19 protein-coding genes are annotated in these 17,394 nt (G+C 68.9%); 10 read left to right on the top strand and 9 right to left on the bottom strand.

Annotation, left to right across the window (positions count from 1 at the left end; all coding sequences use genetic code 11):
* Positions 1 to 43: 43 nt before the first annotated feature.
* Entirely contained in the window at positions 44 to 670 is a 627-nt protein-coding gene (locus AC1Z3O_RS17080; RefSeq protein WP_483516888.1) for a response regulator transcription factor, read from the bottom strand.
* A 7-nt stretch (positions 671 to 677) separates the two neighbouring features.
* On the bottom strand, positions 678 to 2,015 hold the full coding sequence (locus AC1Z3O_RS17075; RefSeq protein ID WP_483516887.1) for an ATP-binding protein: 1,338 nt from the start codon (positions 2,013 to 2,015) through the stop codon (positions 678 to 680).
* A 189-nt stretch (positions 2,016 to 2,204) separates the two neighbouring features.
* Here AC1Z3O_RS17075 and AC1Z3O_RS17070 point away from each other — a divergent pair, with 189 nt between their 5' ends.
* Positions 2,205 to 2,705 (top strand): copper chaperone PCu(A)C, encoded by a 501-nt coding sequence (locus tag AC1Z3O_RS17070; RefSeq protein ID WP_483516886.1) that lies wholly within the window; start codon positions 2,205 to 2,207, stop codon positions 2,703 to 2,705.
* A 369-nt stretch (positions 2,706 to 3,074) separates the two neighbouring features.
* Here AC1Z3O_RS17070 and AC1Z3O_RS17065 read toward each other — a convergent pair whose 3' ends face one another.
* Positions 3,075 to 4,010 carry a LysR family transcriptional regulator gene (locus tag AC1Z3O_RS17065; RefSeq protein WP_483516885.1) on the bottom strand — a complete coding sequence of 312 codons (936 nt, stop codon included), beginning with the start codon at positions 4,008 to 4,010 and terminating at the stop codon, positions 3,075 to 3,077.
* A 91-nt stretch (positions 4,011 to 4,101) separates the two neighbouring features.
* Between AC1Z3O_RS17065 and AC1Z3O_RS17060 the strand changes: the two genes are divergently transcribed.
* On the top strand, positions 4,102 to 4,605 hold the full coding sequence (locus AC1Z3O_RS17060) for a DMT family transporter (protein ID WP_483516884.1): 504 nt from the start codon (positions 4,102 to 4,104) through the stop codon (positions 4,603 to 4,605).
* Between the two features lie 10 nt (positions 4,606 to 4,615).
* On the opposite strand, the gene AC1Z3O_RS17055 is transcribed toward AC1Z3O_RS17060, so the two are convergent.
* The 3 genes from AC1Z3O_RS17055 to AC1Z3O_RS17045 all read right to left on the bottom strand — a co-directional run bounded on the left by AC1Z3O_RS17055 (position 4,616) and on the right by AC1Z3O_RS17045 (position 5,748).
* Positions 4,616 to 4,849, bottom strand: coding sequence for a cysteine-rich CWC family protein (locus AC1Z3O_RS17055; RefSeq protein WP_483516883.1), 234 nt, complete (start codon positions 4,847 to 4,849; stop codon positions 4,616 to 4,618).
* A gap of 10 nt (positions 4,850 to 4,859) precedes the next feature.
* Positions 4,860 to 5,087 (bottom strand): zf-HC2 domain-containing protein, encoded by a 228-nt coding sequence (locus AC1Z3O_RS17050; protein WP_483516882.1) that lies wholly within the window; start codon positions 5,085 to 5,087, stop codon positions 4,860 to 4,862.
* A 73-nt stretch (positions 5,088 to 5,160) separates the two neighbouring features.
* Positions 5,161 to 5,748 (bottom strand): sigma-70 family RNA polymerase sigma factor, encoded by a 588-nt coding sequence (locus AC1Z3O_RS17045; protein WP_483516881.1) that lies wholly within the window; start codon positions 5,746 to 5,748, stop codon positions 5,161 to 5,163.
* 262 nt (positions 5,749 to 6,010) lie between these two features.
* On the opposite strand from AC1Z3O_RS17045, the gene argB reads away from it, so the two are divergent.
* The 5 genes from argB to metW all read left to right on the top strand — a co-directional run bounded on the left by argB (position 6,011) and on the right by metW (position 10,708).
* On the top strand, positions 6,011 to 6,940 hold the full coding sequence (argB, locus tag AC1Z3O_RS17040; protein ID WP_483516880.1) for an acetylglutamate kinase: 930 nt from the start codon (positions 6,011 to 6,013) through the stop codon (positions 6,938 to 6,940).
* Between the two features lie 76 nt (positions 6,941 to 7,016).
* Positions 7,017 to 7,997 (top strand): pyrimidine 5'-nucleotidase, encoded by a 981-nt coding sequence (locus AC1Z3O_RS17035; protein WP_483516879.1) that lies wholly within the window; start codon positions 7,017 to 7,019, stop codon positions 7,995 to 7,997.
* Entirely contained in the window at positions 7,984 to 8,640 is a 657-nt protein-coding gene (gene slmA, locus AC1Z3O_RS17030) for a nucleoid occlusion factor SlmA (RefSeq protein ID WP_483516878.1), read from the top strand. Before AC1Z3O_RS17035 ends, slmA begins: the two co-directional genes overlap by 14 nt.
* A gap of 287 nt (positions 8,641 to 8,927) precedes the next feature.
* Positions 8,928 to 10,100: a homoserine O-succinyltransferase MetX gene (gene metX, locus AC1Z3O_RS17025; RefSeq protein WP_483516876.1), complete on the top strand. Its 1,173-nt coding sequence runs from the start codon at positions 8,928 to 8,930 to the stop codon at positions 10,098 to 10,100.
* On the top strand, positions 10,097 to 10,708 hold the full coding sequence (gene metW, locus AC1Z3O_RS17020) for a methionine biosynthesis protein MetW (RefSeq protein WP_483516875.1): 612 nt from the start codon (positions 10,097 to 10,099) through the stop codon (positions 10,706 to 10,708). The genes metX and metW overlap by 4 nt, the downstream gene beginning before the upstream one ends.
* A gap of 55 nt (positions 10,709 to 10,763) precedes the next feature.
* On the opposite strand, the gene AC1Z3O_RS17015 is transcribed toward metW, so the two are convergent.
* The gene (locus tag AC1Z3O_RS17015; protein ID WP_483516874.1) at positions 10,764 to 11,675 is read right to left on the bottom strand and encodes a LysR family transcriptional regulator; all 912 of its coding nucleotides are present in this window, start codon (positions 11,673 to 11,675) and stop codon (positions 10,764 to 10,766) included.
* Between the two features lie 112 nt (positions 11,676 to 11,787).
* Here AC1Z3O_RS17015 and AC1Z3O_RS17010 point away from each other — a divergent pair, with 112 nt between their 5' ends.
* Together AC1Z3O_RS17010 and AC1Z3O_RS17005 are read left to right on the top strand one after the other, a co-directional pair.
* The gene (locus AC1Z3O_RS17010) at positions 11,788 to 12,696 is read left to right on the top strand and encodes a DMT family transporter (protein ID WP_483516872.1); all 909 of its coding nucleotides are present in this window, start codon (positions 11,788 to 11,790) and stop codon (positions 12,694 to 12,696) included.
* Between the two features lie 113 nt (positions 12,697 to 12,809).
* A complete protein-coding gene (locus AC1Z3O_RS17005) occupies positions 12,810 to 13,661 on the top strand; it encodes an acyl-CoA thioesterase (protein ID WP_483516871.1) in 852 nt (283 codons plus the stop codon).
* Positions 13,662 to 13,699: 38 nt separating this feature from the next.
* Here AC1Z3O_RS17005 and AC1Z3O_RS17000 read toward each other — a convergent pair whose 3' ends face one another.
* On the bottom strand, positions 13,700 to 14,956 hold the full coding sequence (locus AC1Z3O_RS17000) for a muropeptide transporter (protein ID WP_483516870.1): 1,257 nt from the start codon (positions 14,954 to 14,956) through the stop codon (positions 13,700 to 13,702).
* A gap of 165 nt (positions 14,957 to 15,121) precedes the next feature.
* On the opposite strand from AC1Z3O_RS17000, the gene AC1Z3O_RS16995 reads away from it, so the two are divergent.
* A complete protein-coding gene (locus AC1Z3O_RS16995; protein WP_483516869.1) occupies positions 15,122 to 16,075 on the top strand; it encodes a M48 family metallopeptidase in 954 nt (317 codons plus the stop codon).
* Between the two features lie 224 nt (positions 16,076 to 16,299).
* Here the strand turns inward: AC1Z3O_RS16995 and argC are convergent, their stop codons facing one another.
* On the bottom strand, positions 16,300 to 17,247 hold the full coding sequence (gene argC / locus AC1Z3O_RS16990; protein WP_483516868.1) for an N-acetyl-gamma-glutamyl-phosphate reductase: 948 nt from the start codon (positions 17,245 to 17,247) through the stop codon (positions 16,300 to 16,302).
* Positions 17,248 to 17,394 lie beyond the last annotated feature (147 nt).

Here is a 17,394-nt window from a genome sequence, read left to right as displayed (position 1 = left end):
GGCCGCCTGACCGCGCGGATACGCCCGCGTGCTTCGGCTTCCTTCAGCGCGAAACCGGCCGCTTGCCCAGCTTGCGCTGCAGCGTGCGCCGATGCATGTTCAGCGCGCGTGCCGTCGCCGAGATATTGCCACCATGTTCGTTGAGCACGCGTTGAATGTGCTCCCACTCGAGCCGCGCGACCGATAGCGGCACCGGCTCTTCCAGCGCGGCTTCCGCCGCATCTTCCGACACCCCCGCCATCAGCGCCGTCAGGATCGAGTCGACATTGGCCGGCTTGGCCAGGTATTCGTCCGCGCCGTGCTTGACCGCCGCCACTGCGGTGGCGATGCTGGCATAGCCGGTCAGCACCAGGATGCGCGCATGCGGCAGCGCCGTGCGCAGCGGGCCGACCAGATGCAGGCCGGATTCCGCCGTGGCGGTGCCGCCGGCCTCGGCCGGCGCGCTCAGGTGCAGGTCCAGCGTGACATAGGCGAACTGGGTGCGCTCGGCCAGCGCCAGCGCTTCCTGGCGCGTGTGCGCGACCTGCACGGCGTAGCCGCGGCGGGACAGGGCGCGTGCCAGCGTGCTGGCAAAGACCTCGTCGTCGTCGATCACCAGGAAGGGCACGCCATCGGCCTGGTTGCCGGATGCATCGGGGGCGTCAGTGGCGGAGGAGGGAACGTCGGTCATTGCGGATTCAGGATTGGACGGCAAAGGAGGAAGGCAGGGGCAGCCGCAGTTCGGCGATGGTGCCGCCGCCCATATGGTCGTGCCAGCTGAGGCGGCCGCCCATCTGCAGGGCGGCGCTCTGCGCGAGATAGGCGCCGATGCCCTGGCCGCCGTGCGCGCTGGCCACGGGCGCCTCGCCCAGCTGCAGGCGCAGCGACGGGGCGATGCCGCCGCCATGATCGGAGACGCGGAACCACAGCGTGGCCTGCTGGGCGCCAGGCTCGCGCGTGATCGATAGTTGCAGCGGTGGCCCGGCGCCATCCTGGCTGCGCGCCGCATTGTCCAGCAGGATGGTCAGGATCTGGCCGACGCGGGCCGGCTCGATCTCCTGCGCCGCGGCCTCGGGCGTCGCGGCCGCCTGCAGGCGTGCTTGCGGATGGCGCAATTGCCAGCGCTCGACGAAGGCGGGCAGCCAGGCCCCGATGCGCTGCGGCGCCAGCGTGGCATGGTCGTCGCGCAGCCTGGCCAGGATCGACTTGCACAACTCGATCTGCTGCTCCATCGTCAGCAGGTCGTCAAGGTAGCGGGCCACCGGCGTGCTGCCATGCTGGCGGTGCTCGGCGTCGGCGCGTAGTTCGCCGGCAATCACCGCCAGCGTGGACAGCGGCGTGCCGATCTCGTGGGCCACCGACGCCGCCTGCGCGTTCAGCGCCTCGACCCGCGCTTCGCGCAGCAGCTGTTCCTGCGCCAGGCTGAGCTGGGCATCGCGCTCGCGCAGCACGCCGGACAGGCGCGCGACGAACACCGCGATCATCACGGCGCTGGCGACGAAATTCAGCCACATACCGGCCAGGTGGTAGTTGACCGCGTTTTCGGGATTGGTCAGGTTCAGCGGGATGTACTCCAGCAGCAGCACCGAGTAGCAGGCCAGCGCGAACAGCGCCAGCGCGACCACCATGCGCCACGGCAGGATGGCCGCGGCGATCGCCAGTCCCGGCAGGTAGAAAGAGACGAAGGGATTGGTGGCGCCGCCCGTGAAGAACAGGATGGCCGAGAGCGCGGTCAGGTCGACCATCAGCTGGCCCATCAGCTCGGCGTCGCTCGGTGAGGGATCGTCGGCGGAGTGCAGGCGCAGGCGCAGCCCGGTCATCAGGTTGAACAGCGCCTGCAGTGCGAAGATGACCAGCAGCGGCTGATACGGCAGGATCACGCCGGCCAGCGCCTCGCAGGTCAGCAGCATGGTCGCCTGTGCGGTGAGCAGTGCCCAGCGCAGCCAGAACAGCCGGCGCAGGCTGACCAGGTTGTGGCGTGCCTGGCCGTCGATCGCGTGGGCAAGGGGGTCGTACAGGAAGAGTGCGGGTGGCATGGCGGCAGTGTAACAATGCCGCGCGCCGGGCTCCGGCGCGTGCGACACCTTGCCGCATTGGAGCGCCGCCGCCGCGCTGACAGACTAGCCGGTTACCTGGCGTGTCCAGCCGCGCGCGGGTGCGCGGCATGGTCTAATGTCGGATCAGAGAAGTCGAATCGAACAAAGTATCCTCAGGAGAATACCAAGATGCAAGCCAAGTTCCGCGCGGTCCGCGTAGCCGCTTCCTGCACCGCCCTGTTTGCTGCGCTGGCTTCGGGCGCCGCCTTTGCCCAGGTCGATGTGAGCGACGCATGGGCGCGCGGCACCGTCCCGGCGCAGACCGCCTCGGGGGTCTTCATGACACTGCATGCCCATGAGGCGGCCAAGCTGGTGGGCGTGTCGTCGCCGGCCGCGGCCAGCGCCGAGCTGCATGAGATGAAGATGGACGGCAACGTGATGCGCATGCGTCCGGTGACGTCGATCGACCTCCCCAAGATGCAGCCGGTCGAACTGAAGCCGGGCGGCTACCACGTGATGCTGATGGGCCTGAAGGGGCAGCTCAAGAAGGGTGACAAGGTGCCGCTGACGCTGAAGATCGAGCAAGGCGGCAAGGTGACCGAGCAGCGCGTGGACGCCGAGGTGCGCGACCTCTCGGCATCCGGCCAGGGCGGCCAGGGCGGCCAATCGCACGGCAGCCATATGCACTGATTCCGGTGCGCCGTGCCGGCGGCACGGCGCGTCCTGCAACCCTGCGGCCATGGCCAACAAGCAGCTAGGTACCCGGCAGAAGCTGGTCCACCGCAGCGGCACCGGCGCCCAGCCGGTGCGCGGCGGGGGCAGGCCACCCGCGCCACCGGCACAGGGCAGGCGGCCCGAGCCTGGCGCGCCGCCGCCCGGCGGGCGCCGCAAGCCGGTTCCCGGCGCGGCAGGGCCGGACGGGACGGCACAGACGCTCGCACAAATGCCCCCACAAAGGCAGGCACGGACGGCGGCAACTGCTGGGGCACAAACCGTGGCCGCCGCCGCGGCACATGCGATGCTCCAGCCGTCGGCCTTGCCGGCAACCCCGCCGCCAGATCAGCCGCGCAGGCTGATCGATTCCCCCGATTCCTGACCCGCCGAGGCGGCCACCACGCGCTCGCGCAACCACATATGGCCCGGATCGGCCTCGGCGCGCTCGTGCCAGATCATGCTGAAGCTCAGTCCCGGCAGCGCGAAGGGCGGGTCGAACACCGCGAAGCGCGGGTCTTCCACCAAGGCGGCCAGGCTGCGCCGCGCCGTGGTCAGCACCAGGTTGGTCCCGGCGATCAGCGCGGGTGCCACGCTCCAGTGCGGCAGCACGCAGGCGATCTTGCGGCGGCCGCCGAGCTTGGCCACGGCAGAGTCGATGGCATCGACGCGCTCGCTGTGCGTGGCCACCAGTACGTGGGAGCGCGCCAGGTAGGCGACCTGGTCGAGCCGGCCGCTGTCGCGCACGGTGGCGGCGTCGACTGCGCAGGCGTAGTTATCCTCGAACAGGGTCTGGGCCCGCACGCCTTCCGGCGGATTGGCGAACACGCCCAGGGCGGCGTCGATCTCGCCGTCCGCCACCATGGCGATCATGGCCTCGCGGCTGGCCTGCGTCACCGCCAGGTCGATGCCTGGCGCGGCCTTGCGCACGGCGCGCAGCAGGCGCGGCAGCACCACCATGGCGCCGTAGTCGGACATGGCCAGGCGGAAGGTGCGGCGCGCGGTCGACGGCTGGAAACCGGACGGACCCAGCAGGATGCGCACCTGCGCCAGCGCCTCGGCCAGCGGGCCTGACAATTCGTGGGCGCGCGCGGTCAGCACCAGGCCGCCCTGTCCGCGCACCAGCAGAGGATCGTCGAGCAACTGGCGCAGGCGGCCCAGCGCATGGCTGACGGCGGGCTGGCTGAGATGCAGGCGCAGCGCCGCGCGCGAGATGTGGCGTTCCGCCAGCAGGGCTTCCAGCACTACCAGCAGGTTCAGGTCGATTGCACGTAGATTATTCATGCTGCGAATATTAAATCTTTGAAGTCGGAATTGGAATTTTTATAGGGAATATTTGACACTGGACGCTCTCGGATACGCCTCGGATCGCGCCATGTCTTCGCTTCTCACTGCACCCTCCACCCTGCTGCCGTCGCTGCTGATGGCCATCGCCGCCGGCGCAGTCATTCCCTTGCAGGCCGGCGCCAACGGCGGGCTGGGCCGCGCGCTCGGCCATCCCTTGTGGGCTACCCTCGTCTCGCTGCTGGTCAGCCTGGTGGCGGTGGTGCTGGTGCTGGCGGCGCTGCGCGTGCCGCTGCCGGCAGCCGGGGCGGCCGACGGCGTACGCGGCTGGATGTGGAGCGGCGGCCTGCTCGGCGCCTTCTATATCACCGCCGCACTGGTGCTGGCGCCGCGGCTGGGCGCGGGCAGCTTCATCGCCGCGGTGGTGGCCGGCCAGATGCTGGCGGCGCTCGCGGCCGACCAGTTCGGCCTGGCCGGGTTTGCCGTACGCGAGCTGACCGGCGCACGCCTGGGCGGCGCCTTGCTGGTGGTGCTGGGCGTGGCGGTGATGCAGTGGGGCGGCACGGCCGGCGCGCGGGCCGCGGCCGGCGCCTGAGCCGCCCCGCTCAGTCCTGCCCGGCGCGGCGCAGCCGCAGGCAGTCGGGACAGAGGCAGGACCGGCCCGGCACGATGGTGCGCGCCGGCAGCAGCGGCTCGCTGGCACACCAGCAGGCGGGCAGGCCGGCCACGTGGCCGCAGACGAAACCCTTGCCGCAGCGGCTGCAGTGCTCGACCGGCCGCAACTGGCCGGTCAGCACGGCACAGGCGGGGGCGGGAGGCGGGACCGGATGGTCGCTCATGGTGGCGGCTTCAGTGATCCCGGCGCGGCGGCCCGTCGTCGCGGCCGAGCCGGCGCATCGCCGCACGCATCAGGCGCATCTGCCCGGCGAACTGGGTGCAGGCGTCGCAGATCATCAGGTGGCTGCGCACGCGCAGGCGCTGGACCCAGCCGAGTTCGCGGTCCAGCCCCTGCATGGTGAGCTGGTGCACCTCGTGGCAGGTCGGCAGCAGGCGGCGGCGCGGTGGCGTGTCTGGCATGGTTTCCTTGTTGGCGGGCTTGTCCGCTGAGCCCGGTCTATCCCGCTTATCCCGTCTATCTCATTTATCTCGTTTATCTCGTTTGTCCGGCCCGCTGGCCGAACCAGTTCAGTTCCAGGCATTCGCGCAGGCGCATGCGGGCACGGTACAGCATGACCCACAGATTGGTCGCGGTAATCTGCAAATCCTGACAGATTTCTTCCGAATCCAGTTCCAGCCACTCGCGCATCATGAAGACGCGTCCGATCTTGGCGGGCAGCCGGTCCACGCAGAGTTGCAGTATCTCGAAGAATTCGCGCCGTTCGAAGGTGCGGTCGGGGTCGCCCCAGTCGGACGGGGGCGTCTGGTAGTGCCCGTTGCGGGCGAACAGGGCGTCGAAGGCTTCGAGGTCGGACTGGGCCTCGCCATCTTCGCCGGCGTTCAGCGCAAGCGTCACTTCGCGCCGGCCGCTGCGCAGCGTGTCGATGATCTTGTGCTTGAGGATGCCGATCAGGTAGGTTTTCAGCGCCGATTGGCCGGCGAAGCGTTCCGGGTGCTCCAGCGCGGCCAGCAGGGTCTCCGAGACGGTGTCCTCCGCCAGCGCCTCGTCGCGCAGCTGCAGCCGCGCGAAGCGCAGCAGGTGGGGGCGCAGGGCCTGCAGTTCATCGGGGTCGAGGCTCATCGGCGCTAGCCTTGCAAGGGCGTTTCGGGTTGTCAGGGCGTGGGCATGGAGCTGTTGCGCGGATCGAACGGCCCGGCGCCGCGGGCGGCGCCTGCAAGGGGGCCGGCGGCAGCCGTACGACCGGGGGGCGTGCGCGGCGCGCGGTTTCTTGTAAAATCGGCGCCTGCCGCGCCCGGCGCCCGACGCCACGCCTTCCACGGAGGGTGGCGAACCCGCCGCGCCGCGATTCTGACATGATCATGATACCTGTTGAACCACTCGGATGTCCCTTGCCATGAACGCCGACGCACCTGGGCCTGCCGCCACCACGGTAGCCGCCATCGCCCCCGCCCTGAAGGCCGAGATCCTCGCCGAGGCGCTGCCTTATATCCGCAAGTTCCACGGCAAGACCATCGTGGTCAAGTACGGTGGCAACGCCATGACGGAAGAAAAGCTCAAGCACGGCTTCGCGCGTGACGTGATCCTGCTCAAGCTGGTCGGCATGAACCCGGTGGTGGTGCATGGCGGCGGGCCGCAGATCGACGAGGCGCTGAAGAAGGTCGGCAAGGTCGGCACCTTCATCCAGGGCATGCGCGTCACCGACGAAGAGACCATGGAAGTGGTCGAGTGGGTGCTCGGCGGCGAGGTGCAGCAGGACATCGTGATGCTGATCAACCAGTACGGCGGCCAGGCCGTCGGCCTGACCGGCAAGGACGGCGGCCTGATCCGTGCCAAGCGCCTGCAGATGCCGGACCGCGAGAACCCGGGCGCCTTCATCGACATCGGTTTCGTCGGCGACATCGAGGCGATCAACCCGGCCGTGGTGCGCGCGCTGCAGGACGACGCCTTCATCCCGGTGATCTCCCCGATCGGCTTCTCCGATGACGGCCAGGCCTACAACATCAACGCCGACGTGGTCGCCGGCAAGATGGCCGAGATCCTGAAGGCCGAGAAGCTGGTGATGATGACCAACATCCCGGGCGTGATGGACAAGAAGGGCAATCTGCTGACCGACCTGTCCGCGCGCGAGATCGAGGAGCTGTTTGCCGATGGCACCATCTCCGGCGGCATGCTGCCCAAGATCTCGTCGGCGCTGGATGCCGCCAAGAGCGGCGTCAACTCGGTGCACATCATCGACGGCCGCATCGAGCATTCGCTGCTGCTGGAAATCCTGACCGAACAGGCGTTCGGCACCATGATCCGCTCGCACTGAGCGGGCGCAACGCGGCGGCGCGTCCGCGCCGCCGCCAATTCCTCTGCACGGCTTGCCCTACACACACACACCGCGATTGCGCGCACCGTGCCGCGGCCATCTGCGCCGCGCTGCCGGCAACACGGCCGGGTCCACCGTCTGGCTGTTCGATCTCGACAACACGCTGCACGACGCCTCGCACGCCATCTTCCCGGCCATCAACCGCTTGATGACGGCCTATGTCGCACGCGTGCTCGGCTGCGACGAGGCCCGCGCGAGCGAGGTGAGAGTCGCCTATTGGCAACGCTATGGCGCCACGCTGCTCGGCATGATCCGCCATCACGGCGTGGATGCCGCCGATTTCCTGCGCGCCGCGCACGATTTCCCGGAGCTGGCGGACATGGTCAAGGTCAGGCGCGGCCTGGCCGCCCACCTGCGGCGCCTGCCCGGGCGCAAGATCCTGGTCACCAACGCGCCGCAGGACTATGCCCATGCGGTGCTGCGCATCGCCGGCATCGCCCAGTATTTCGAGCGCGTGGTGGCGATCGAGCAGATGTGGGTGCACGGGCACCTGCGTCCCAAGCCCGACCGCCGCATGCTGCGCCGCCTGCTGGCCCAGTCCCGCATCGCGCCCCATCGCGCGGTGCTGGTGGAGGACACGCTGTCCCACCTGAAGCGCTATGCCGGCACCGGCATCCGCACCGCCTGGGTCACGGGCTATCTGCGCACGCTGGCGCCATCGCGCCCGCAGGCGCTGCCCGCCGCCGCCGATGCCGCGGTGCCCGGCGCCACCGGCGATGCCGTGCTGCGCACCACGCTGGCGGCCGAGGACGATCGGCATGCCCCGCACGCGGCGCAGGAGCGCGCCGTGATCCTGGTCGCCGCCGAGACGCAGGTGCCGCCTGCCGCGGCAGCGGCGCAGGAGGGGCACCGCCCGCCCGCGCCCCAGGCGATGCCGGAGGGCGCGCCGCGCGTGCGCGCGCGCATCGTCAACCGTCCCGGCTATGTGGACGTAAAAGTACAATCCATGCATCAACTACAACGATATATGCGGGGAATGGGTCATGATGCACAGTAACGGCCGCGCGCCGGCCACCGGCGCCGGCGGCGCCCAGGACAGCGGCGAGACAGCCGCGCCGGCGCGCAAGCGGCCACGCCCCGGCGAGCGCCGGGTCCAGATTCTGCAAACGCTGGCCGGCATGCTGGAGCATCCGCGCGGGGAAAGGATCACCACGGCCGCGCTGGCGGCCAAGCTGGGCGTGTCGGAGGCGGCCCTGTACCGCCATTTCGCCAGCAAGGCGCAGATGTACGAAGGCCTGATCGGCTTCATCGAGCAGTCGGTGTTCGGCCTGATCAACCAGATCACCACGCAGGAGGAGCACGGCCTGCGCCAGGCGCACGCGATCGCGCGCATGCTGCTGTCCTTCGCCGAGAAGAATCCCGGCATGACGCGCGTGCTGACCGGCGAGGCGCTGGTCGGCGAGCACGAGCGGCTGCAGGAGCGCATCAACCAGATGGTGGATCGCATCGAGGCCTCGCTGCGCCAGTGCCTCAAGATTGCCGTCACGCAGGGTGCATTTCCGCCCGATGCGGACGTGCCGGTGCGGGCCGCGCTGATCGTCTCGGCGGTGCAGGGGCAATGGCACCGCTATGCCAAGAGCGGCTTCCGCAAGCAGCCGGGCGAACATGCCGACGCGCAGCTGCGCGTGCTGCTGGGCTGAGCACAAGGCCACGCCGTGCGGCCGTCCGGGGCGTGGTTGCGTGCGGATTGCTCTATAATGTGCCGGTCGCGCCGATTTGATGACTGGCTTGCGGGCGCGCGGCAGCCGGGTGGTTCCTTCGAACTCGCCCGCCTGCGAATATAAATGCGGCTAAAGAGGTTGGGTCGGCGCCCCCTGCAAAGATGGCGCCGGCACGCGGGAAACCGCGAATGCCCGACTCGGCTGCGACGCTTCACACGCAATGCCGGTCGGGTTTTTTTATGCCCGTTCGCCAACGGGCCGAATTCATGACTGACCTTGCCCCGCCGCCCGCCGTGCTGGACCTGCCGACCGACTCGGTCGGCATCGTCGAGCCGCAGCGCATGCATTTCTCCGAGCCGCTGAAGCTGCGCAATGGTTCCTCGATCGCCGGCTACGACCTGATGGTCGAAACCTACGGCAAGCTCAACGCTGCACGCAGCAATGCAGTTCTGGTCTGCCACGCGCTCAATGCCTCCCACCACGTGGCGGGCGTCTATGCCGACGATCCGCGCGATGTCGGCTGGTGGGACAATATGGTCGGTCCCGGCAAGCCGCTCGATACCGACCGCTTCTTCGTCATCGGCGTCAACAACCTGGGCTCCTGCTTCGGCTCGACCGGGCCGATGAGCCCCAATCCCGCCACCGGCCAGCCCTATGGCGCGGCCTTTCCGGTGGTGACGGTGGAAGACTGGGTCAATGCGCAGGCGCGCGTGGCCGACGCCTTCGGCATCCGCCAGTTCGCCGCGGTGATGGGCGGCAGCCTGGGCGGCATGCAGGCGGTGGCCTGGAGCCTGATGTATCCGGATCGGCTGCGCCACTGCATCGTGGTCGCCTCCACACCCAAGCTGTCGGCGCAGAACATCGCCTTCAACGAGGTCGCGCGCAGCGCCATCCTGTCCGACCCCGATTTCCACGGCGGCAACTACTACGCGCATGGCGTCAAGCCCAAGCGCGGCCTGCGCGTGGCCCGCATGATCGGCCACATCACCTACCTGTCCGACGAGGACATGGCGGAGAAATTCGGCCGCGAGCTGAAGACCGAGGACATCCGCTTCTCCTTCGACGTCGAGTTCCAGGTGGAGAGCTACCTGCGCTACCAGGGCGACAAGTTCGCCGAGTACTTCGACGCCAACACCTATCTGCTGATCACGCGCGCGCTCGACTATTTCGACCCGGCGCTGGCCTACGGCGGCGACCTGACGCGCGCGATGGCGCAGACGCAGGCCAGCTTCCTGGTGGCCAGCTTCACCACCGACTGGCGCTTCGCACCCAACCGCAGCCGCGAGATCGTCAAGGCGCTGCTCGACAATAAGCGCCCCGTGTCCTATGCGGAGATCGACGCGCCGCACGGCCACGATGCCTTCCTGCTCGAGGATCCGCGCTACCACAACCTGATGCGCGCCTACTATCAGCGCGTTGCTGAGGAGATCGGCGCATGAATGCCGCGGCCAACCCGAATATCCTGGCACTGCGCCCCGATTTCCGCGCCATCGCGCGCTGGGTCGAACCCGCTTCGACCGTGCTCGACCTGGGCTGCGGCGACGGCAGCCTGCTGCGCGTGCTGCAGGACGAGCTCGACGTGCAGGCCTATGGCATAGAGATCCGCGACGAGGGCGTGCTGGCCTGCGCGCAGAAGGGCGTCCACGTGATCCAGCAGGACCTGGAGGGCGGGCTCAAGCTGTTCGAGGACAAGAGCTTCGACACCGTGATCCTGTCGCAGACCCTGCAGACCATCCACAACACGGCGCAGGTGCTGCGCGACACGCTGCGCGTGGGCCGCGAGTGCATCGTGTCCTTCCCCAACTTCGGCTATTGGCCGCACCGGCTCTCGGTGTTCCGCGGCAGCATGCCGGTGTCGGAGTCCTTGCCTTACCAGTGGTACGACACGCCAAACGTGCGCGTGCTGACCATCAAGGACTTCGAGGCGCTGGCCCCCAAGGTGGGCCTGCGCGTAGTCGACCGGGTGGTGATGCACGAGGGCGTGATCGTCAACTGGGGCGCCAACTGGCGCGGCAGCCTGGCGGTGTACCGCGTCTGCTCGGCCTGAGCGGATCGGCCCGAGTGGTTCGACCCGAGTGGATCGACCAACTGGCCGTGTCGCCTCAGCCCGGTGCGGCCAGGTGGTCGATGAAGGCCCGCACCTTGGGCGCGAGGTGGCGGGTCGGGGTGTAGACGGCATAGGCGGTGCCCGCATAGGGCTCGAGCACGCGCCAGTCGTCCAGCACACTCACCAGTTCGCCTTGCGCCAGCGCCGCCGCGGCGGCGAAATCCGGCACCAGGCCGATGCCTGCACCGCCGGCCACCATCGCCACGATGGCGAAGCTGTTGTTCACCGTGATGCGCGGCGGCACCCGCACCGTGACGGTCTCGGCCGAGGCCGCGCCGGCGCTTTCGCGGCGCAGCGTCCATTGCTCGCCGAAGGCGCCGTAGCCAAGGTACAGGCAGGGCAGGGCGGGCAATAGCGAGGGCGATGCCGGTGCGCCGTGCTGCGCCACGAAGGCCGGCGCCGCCACCAGCCGGTAGCGGACCTCGCACAGCGGCCGGGCCACCAGGCCGGGCGCCAGTTCGCGCGCGATGCGTATCGCCACGTCCACCCCCTCCTCGACCAGGTCGACCATGCGGTCGGCCAGCGACAACTGCAGTTCCAGCCCCGGATGGCGGGCCAGCAGTGCCGGCAGCCGCGGCGCCAGCCAGGCCTGGCCGAACGCCACCGGCGCGCTGACACGCAGCAGGCCGTGCGGCTCGCCCGCCTGCGCGTCGGCCAGGGCGCCCACTTCCCGCGCGCCGGCAAGCATGCGCGCGCAGCCGGCGTAGACCGCCTGGCCTAGCTCGGTCAGCGCGATGGCGCGGGTGGTCCGCTGCAGCAGCGCCGCGCCCAGCGATGCCTCCAGCCGCGACACGTGGCGGCTGACCGCGGACGGCGTCATGCCGAGCTGGCGCGCGGCCGCGGTGAAGCTGCCGGCTTCGACCACGCGCGCAAATACCGCCATGGCATTGAGTGATGGTTGCGGCATGTATTTGGCTTCGTTGTTGACTTCAGATCAAATGGTAATTGCCTTTCGGCTGGATTGTTGATCTGCATTGAGGGTGGAACAATCCCTCCATCGCCTTATGGGAGTCCCTGCCATGACAAGCCTTGCATCCGCGCCAGCCGCACCCGCGATCCGTGGCGGCACCTGGCGCATGGTCGCCGCGATGGCGCTCTCCGGCACCATCGGCTGGTTCGTCGTGATGAGCGGCCAGCCGCCGATCGACGTGGTCTGGTTCCGCTGCCTGCTGGGCGGCGCGGCGCTGCTGGGCGCGCTGGCTGTGCGGCGTGGCTGGGTGCACATGAGCGCGCGCCAGTGGGGCTGGCTGGTGCTGGGCGGCACCACGCTGATCCTGAACTGGCTGTGCCTGTTCTCGGCCTATCGCTACAGCGGCATCTCGATCGCCACCGTGGTCTACCACACCCAGCCCTTCTTCCTGTTGCTGCTGGTCGCACTGTTCCAGCGCGAGGGCTTCTCGCTGGGGCGGTTGCCCTGGCTGCTGCTGGCCTTCGCCGGCGTCGTGCTGATCACCGGGCTGGAGCCTGGCGGCGGCGTGCCCGGCAAGATGCTGGCCGGCATCGGGCTGGCACTGGCGGCGGCCTTGCTGTATGCCGTCACCACCCTGGCCACGCGGCGGCTCAACGGCCTGCCGCCGGCGCAGATCGCCGGCCTGCAGATGCTGCTGGGCGTGCCCTTGCTGCTGCCGCTGGCGCACCCGGCGCCGGCCGCCTATGGCACCCAGGCCTGGGGCGCCCTGCTCGCGCTGGGCCTGGTGCACACCGGCTTTATGTACACGCTGCTGTATGCCGCCTTCCAGCGGCTCAGCGTGGTCTCCATCGCGACGCTGTCCTTCATCTATCCGCTGGTCGCCATCGTGATCGATGTGCTGGTCTTCCACGTGGCGCTGAGCGCCATGCAACTGGCAGGCATGGCGCTGGTGCTGCTGGCGGTGATCGCCAACCAGCTTGGGTGGGGGATGCCCGTTCGCACACAGGCGCGTGGTTGATGGCGGCGGGTCGGCTGGGGCACGTGGCGCGCCAGTGCCGCGATCTGTCTTGACGCGAAGGCTGGCTACGGCTACTGTAGTCATCGTTCTCGAACGATCGTACTTTTTTAGCCATGTCCACAGTCCCTGCAGTCTCCGCAGTCGCGGCCGGAACCCTGGCGCCGCACCCCTTCGACGAAGCGCTGGCCCTCGAGCCGGCCGGCGAGCATCGCTTCCTCGGCCGTACCACCCCGGCCTACTGGAATATGATCGGGCCCTTTGGCGGCATCACAGCGGCCACGCTGCTGCAGGCAGCGCTGCAGCACCCCGAGCGCCTGGGCGACCCCATCTCGCTGACGGTGAACTTCGCCGGCCCGATCGCCGAGGGGCCGTTCGAGATCGAGGCGCGGCCTTCGCGCACCAACCGCTCGACCCAGCACTGGAGCCTGGAACTGCGCCAGCAAGGCGTGGTGGCGACCACCGCCAGCGCGGTGTTCGCGGTGCGCCGCCAGACCTGGGGCTGCGGCGAGGCGGAACGGCCCGAAGCGCCGCCGGCCGAGTCGGTGCCCGCCCAGGGCGGGTTCGCGCCGGTGCGCTGGCTCAAGGCCTATGAGATGCGTCCGGTGCGCGGCGCCAAGCCCAGCGCCGAAGCCGGCACCGAGAACCCGGACAGCCTGACGCAGTTCTGGCTGCGCGACTCTCCGGCGCGCACGCCGGACTTTGCCGCGCTGGCGTCCTGGTGCGATACCTTCTATCCGCGCATCTTCCTCAAGCGCGCCGGCTTCGTGCCGGCCGGCACGGTGTCGCTGACCACCTATTTCCACGCGGATGCCGCCACGCTGGCGGCGCTCGGTGACAACCACGTGCTGGCCAGCGCCCAGGCCCAGGTGTTCCGCAAAGGCTATTTCGACCAGAGCGCGCAGATCTGGAGCGCCGGCGGCGAACTGCTGGCCACCTCGCACCAGATCGTCTACTACAAGGAGTAGGCGCGGAGGCGCGCGGACCGTACCGGTCCCGCGCTGTTTCAGTTGCCGACGCGGGCCTGCGCCTCGTAGTGGTTGATGGTGCCGCGCATGGCGCGCAGCAGCAGCACGCCGGGCAAGGAGATGGCCACCGTGCCGAGATAGAAGGGGGCCCAGCCCCAGGCTTCCACCAGGTAGCCGGAGTTCGGGCCCACATAGACGCGGCCCACCGAGGCCAGCGCCGACAGCAGCGCGTACTGGGTTGCGGAGAAGGAGCGGTTGCACAGCGCCATCAGCAGCGCCACGAAGGCGGCCGTGCCCATGCCGCCGCACAGGTTCTCGACGCCGATGGCCGCGCCCATGGTCCACAGGTGGGCGGGCGTGACCGCCAGGACCCAGTAACCCAGGTTGGACACCGCCTGCATCACGCCGAACAGCAGCAGCGAGCGGTACAGTCCCAGGCGCACCATCAGCGTGCCGCCGAACAGTGCGCCGATGATGGTGGCCGCCAGGCCGAGCGTCTTGTTGACGAGGCCGACCTCGCCGGCCGAGAAGCCGACGCCGCGGATCAGGAAGGTGGTCGACAGCGCGCCGGCGAAGGCGTCGCCGAGCTTGTACAGCACGATCAGCAACAGCAGCCACCAGGCACCCTCGCGCCCGAAGAAGTCGCGCAGCGGGCCCAGCACCGCTGCCTCCAGCGAGTGCGGCGCGCGCGCCGGCACGTCCGGCTCGGGCGCCCACAGCAAGGTCAGCATGCAGGCCCCCATCAGCGCGGCCATCAGCAGGTACATCTGGGGCCAGCCCAGCACGCGGTCGGCCAGCCACAGCGCCAGCCCGCCCGAGACCAGCATTGCCAGCCGGTAGCCCAGCACCTTCACTGCCGCCCCCACGCCGCGCTCGGCCGGCTCCAGCACGTCGGTGCTGTAGGCGTCGAAGACGATGTCCTGCGAGGCCGACAGGAAGGCCACCAGCGCGGCCAGCCCGGCCAGGGCCCACAGGGCTTCGCGCGGCGGGCAGAAGGCCATGCCGGCGATGCCGACGACCAGGCCGAGCTGGGTCAGCAGCAGCCAGCCGCGGCGCCGGCCCAGCATCGGCGGCGTAAAGCGGTCCATCAGCGGGGCCCACAGGAACTTGAAGATATAGGCCTGGCCCACCAGCGAGAAGAAGCCGATGGTCTTGATGTCGAGGCCTTCGACCGTCATCCAGGCCTGCAGCGTGCCCGAGGTCAGCGCCAGCGGCAGCCCGGAGGCAAAGCCCAGCGCCAGCATGGCGCCGATGCGGCGGTTGCGGAAAATGTCGAGGTAGTCGTGAAAGCTCATGAATGCGTTGGCGGGACGGCTGGGCCTGGATGCGCGCGGCCGCAGGGGAAGCCGAATCCCGACCGGCGGCGGCGCGAGCGCCGTGTATTATTGCATCACCCCAGTCGGGTTCAGCCTCGTGCCCGTCCGTTCATCGGCGCTTTTTCGTTCCAGAGGATCCGCCCCATGTCCTGTCGCCCCTGTGTTCGGCGGCCCCGCAAGGCCGCGCTTGCCCGGCCGCTTTGCGCGGCGCTCGGCCTGTCGCTGGCCGTGCTGGCAGTTCCGGTCCATGCCCAGGAAGACGGCGTTCGCCTCGAGGAGCGCAATGCCTCGATCCGCAAGATCGTGCCCATCGAGGACATCGAGCGGCAGGCGGCCCAGGAATACGAGCAGATCAAGCAGGAAGCGGTGGCGCAGCATACGCTGATGCCCGACGGCAATCCGCAGGTGGTGCGCCTGCGCGCGATCGGGCGGCGCCTGCTGCCTGAGACCGTGCGCTGGAATGAGCGCGCGCGCCAGTGGAACTGGGAGGTCAACCTGATCAACACCAAGCAGGTCAATGCCTTCTGCATGCCCGGGGGCAAGATCGCCTTCTACGCGGGCCTGCTCGACCGCCTCAAGCTGAGCGACGACGAAGTGGCGATGGCAATGGGCCACGAGATCGCCCACGCGCTGCGCGAGCACGCGCGCGAGCGCGCCGCCCAGTCCGAGATCACCAATCTCGGCGCGAACGTGATCTCGCAACTGTTCGGCTTCGGCAACCTGGGGAATATGGCGCTGGGTACCGGTGCCCAGCTGCTGACGCTGCGCTTCTCGCGCGCCGACGAAACCGAGGCCGATCTGGTCGGAATGGATATCGCCGCGCGCGCCGGCTATGACCCGCGCGCCGCGGTTTCGCTCTGGCAGAAGATGGGGATGGTGACGCAATCCCAGGCCGGGGCCGAGTTCCTGTCGACTCATCCTTCGGGGCGCAGTCGCATTGCGGAACTGGAAAAACATATGCCTGAGGTGCTGCCGTTGTATGCGCGTACGCGCAACTTGACCGTGGCTAATCTGCCGCCGTATCGGCCCAATATGAAGAATCTGGGGGATGCGCCGGTGGATAGTGGGGATGAGGATAAGCAGAAGCCTTTGAAGTAGTAGCTTTGCTGGTGCTGGCCGGCGGTGCTGGTTTATTGAGCCAAAGGCCTGTTTCGACTCCCCCCGCAGGGGAGTCGAAACAGGCCTTTGTCCTGCAGACTAAAGCCCCCAAACAAAGCCCCCCAAAACCCCATCACCCAAAAGAAAAATGCCGTCCAGCAAACACTGAACGGCATCATCACTGCCGGCGGCACCGCCGCCAGGCGGCAAGTCTGATCAGGCACTCACGCAGTCAGCCCGGTAGCCTCATCCGCCCCCACATGCACATTCATGCACTGCACCGCCGCACCGGCCGCACCCTTGCCAAGATTATCCAGGCGAGCCATCAGCACCAGATGCTCGGAAGAGCCAAACACGAAGAGGTCAACGCGGTTGGTGTCATTGCAGCCCTGCACATCGAAAGCCCCAGCGTCCAGATTGCTCTCGGCATCGAACGGCATGACGCGCACGAACTGCTCACCCTCGTAGTGCTTGCGGTAGATGTCGAGGATCTGCTCGGGCGAGACCTTGCGCGCCAGGCGGTCCGGGTAGACCGGCACGGTCACGGCCAGGCCCTTGAAGAAGGGGCCCACCACCGGGTTGAAGACGGGCGCCTGCGCCAGCCCGGTCTGCACGCGCATCTCGGGCAGGTGCTTGTGCGTGAGGCCCAGCGCGTAGGGACGCGGGCTCATGAGCTTCGGGTTGCCGCCGGCTTCGTACTCGGCAATCATCTTCTTGCCGCCGCCGCTGTAGCCGGTCAGCGAGAACGCCGAGGCCGGGTAGTCGGGCTGCATCACGCCGGCTTCCACCAGCGGGCGCACGGCCGTCACGAAGGCGCTGGCGTGGCAGCCCGGCACGGCGATGCGCTTGCTCTCCCGTACCTTGGCGCGCTGGCCGCGGGTCAGTTCGGGCAGGCCGTAGGCCCAGTCATTGCTGGTGCGGAAGGCCGTGCTGGCGTCGATGACGCAGGTGTTCGGGTTGGTCACCAGGGAGACCGCCTCGCGCGATGCCACGTCGGGCAGGCACAGGAAAGCGACGTCAGCGGCGTTCAGGAAGCGTGCTCGCTCGGCCGAATCCTTGCGCTTGTCATCGGCAATACGCAGCAGTTCTACGTCGGGGCGACCGGAGAGATAGTCGAGCAGCCGGAGACCGGTGGTGCCTTCCTGACCATCGACGAACACTTTGAAAACCATGGCGGACTCACTGGGTTGGATGTTGCGGACCCGCCGCGCTAGGCTGGCAAGGCGGGAACCCTTTATTGTAGCGGGCTTGTTGGCGCACCGCAGCAATGATCGCCGCATCGCGACCGCCGCCGTGCGCGCGCGTGCCCTGTGCGTGCC

The organism is Cupriavidus sp. 09_S30 (genome assembly GCF_056930435.1).
Note: the sequence above shows the minus strand (reverse complement) of the source record. Positions and strands in the feature narration are given on the sequence as shown.

Excerpts from the sequence above, each read along its gene's own strand:
- AC1Z3O_RS17080 (WP_483516888.1), bottom strand. The coding sequence starts at position 670 with ATGACCGACGTTCCCTCCTCCGCCACTGACGCCCCCGATGCATCCGGC.
- AC1Z3O_RS17075 (WP_483516887.1), bottom strand. The coding sequence starts at position 2,015 with ATGCCACCCGCACTCTTCCTGTACGACCCCCTTGCCCACGCGATCGAC.
- AC1Z3O_RS17070 (WP_483516886.1), top strand. The coding sequence starts at position 2,205 with ATGCAAGCCAAGTTCCGCGCGGTCCGCGTAGCCGCTTCCTGCACCGCC.
- AC1Z3O_RS17065 (WP_483516885.1), bottom strand. The coding sequence starts at position 4,010 with ATGAATAATCTACGTGCAATCGACCTGAACCTGCTGGTAGTGCTGGAA.
- AC1Z3O_RS17060 (WP_483516884.1), top strand. The coding sequence starts at position 4,102 with ATGTCTTCGCTTCTCACTGCACCCTCCACCCTGCTGCCGTCGCTGCTG.
- AC1Z3O_RS17055 (WP_483516883.1), bottom strand. The coding sequence starts at position 4,849 with ATGAGCGACCATCCGGTCCCGCCTCCCGCCCCCGCCTGTGCCGTGCTG.
- AC1Z3O_RS17050 (WP_483516882.1), bottom strand. The coding sequence starts at position 5,087 with ATGCCAGACACGCCACCGCGCCGCCGCCTGCTGCCGACCTGCCACGAG.
- AC1Z3O_RS17045 (WP_483516881.1), bottom strand. The coding sequence starts at position 5,748 with ATGAGCCTCGACCCCGATGAACTGCAGGCCCTGCGCCCCCACCTGCTG.
- argB (WP_483516880.1), top strand. The coding sequence starts at position 6,011 with ATGTCCCTTGCCATGAACGCCGACGCACCTGGGCCTGCCGCCACCACG.
- slmA (WP_483516878.1), top strand. The coding sequence starts at position 7,984 with ATGATGCACAGTAACGGCCGCGCGCCGGCCACCGGCGCCGGCGGCGCC.
- metX (WP_483516876.1), top strand. The coding sequence starts at position 8,928 with ATGACTGACCTTGCCCCGCCGCCCGCCGTGCTGGACCTGCCGACCGAC.
- metW (WP_483516875.1), top strand. The coding sequence starts at position 10,097 with ATGAATGCCGCGGCCAACCCGAATATCCTGGCACTGCGCCCCGATTTC.
- AC1Z3O_RS17015 (WP_483516874.1), bottom strand. The coding sequence starts at position 11,675 with ATGCCGCAACCATCACTCAATGCCATGGCGGTATTTGCGCGCGTGGTC.
- AC1Z3O_RS17010 (WP_483516872.1), top strand. The coding sequence starts at position 11,788 with ATGACAAGCCTTGCATCCGCGCCAGCCGCACCCGCGATCCGTGGCGGC.
- AC1Z3O_RS17005 (WP_483516871.1), top strand. The coding sequence starts at position 12,810 with ATGTCCACAGTCCCTGCAGTCTCCGCAGTCGCGGCCGGAACCCTGGCG.
- AC1Z3O_RS17000 (WP_483516870.1), bottom strand. The coding sequence starts at position 14,956 with ATGAGCTTTCACGACTACCTCGACATTTTCCGCAACCGCCGCATCGGC.
- AC1Z3O_RS16995 (WP_483516869.1), top strand. The coding sequence starts at position 15,122 with ATGTCCTGTCGCCCCTGTGTTCGGCGGCCCCGCAAGGCCGCGCTTGCC.
- argC (WP_483516868.1), bottom strand. The coding sequence starts at position 17,247 with ATGGTTTTCAAAGTGTTCGTCGATGGTCAGGAAGGCACCACCGGTCTC.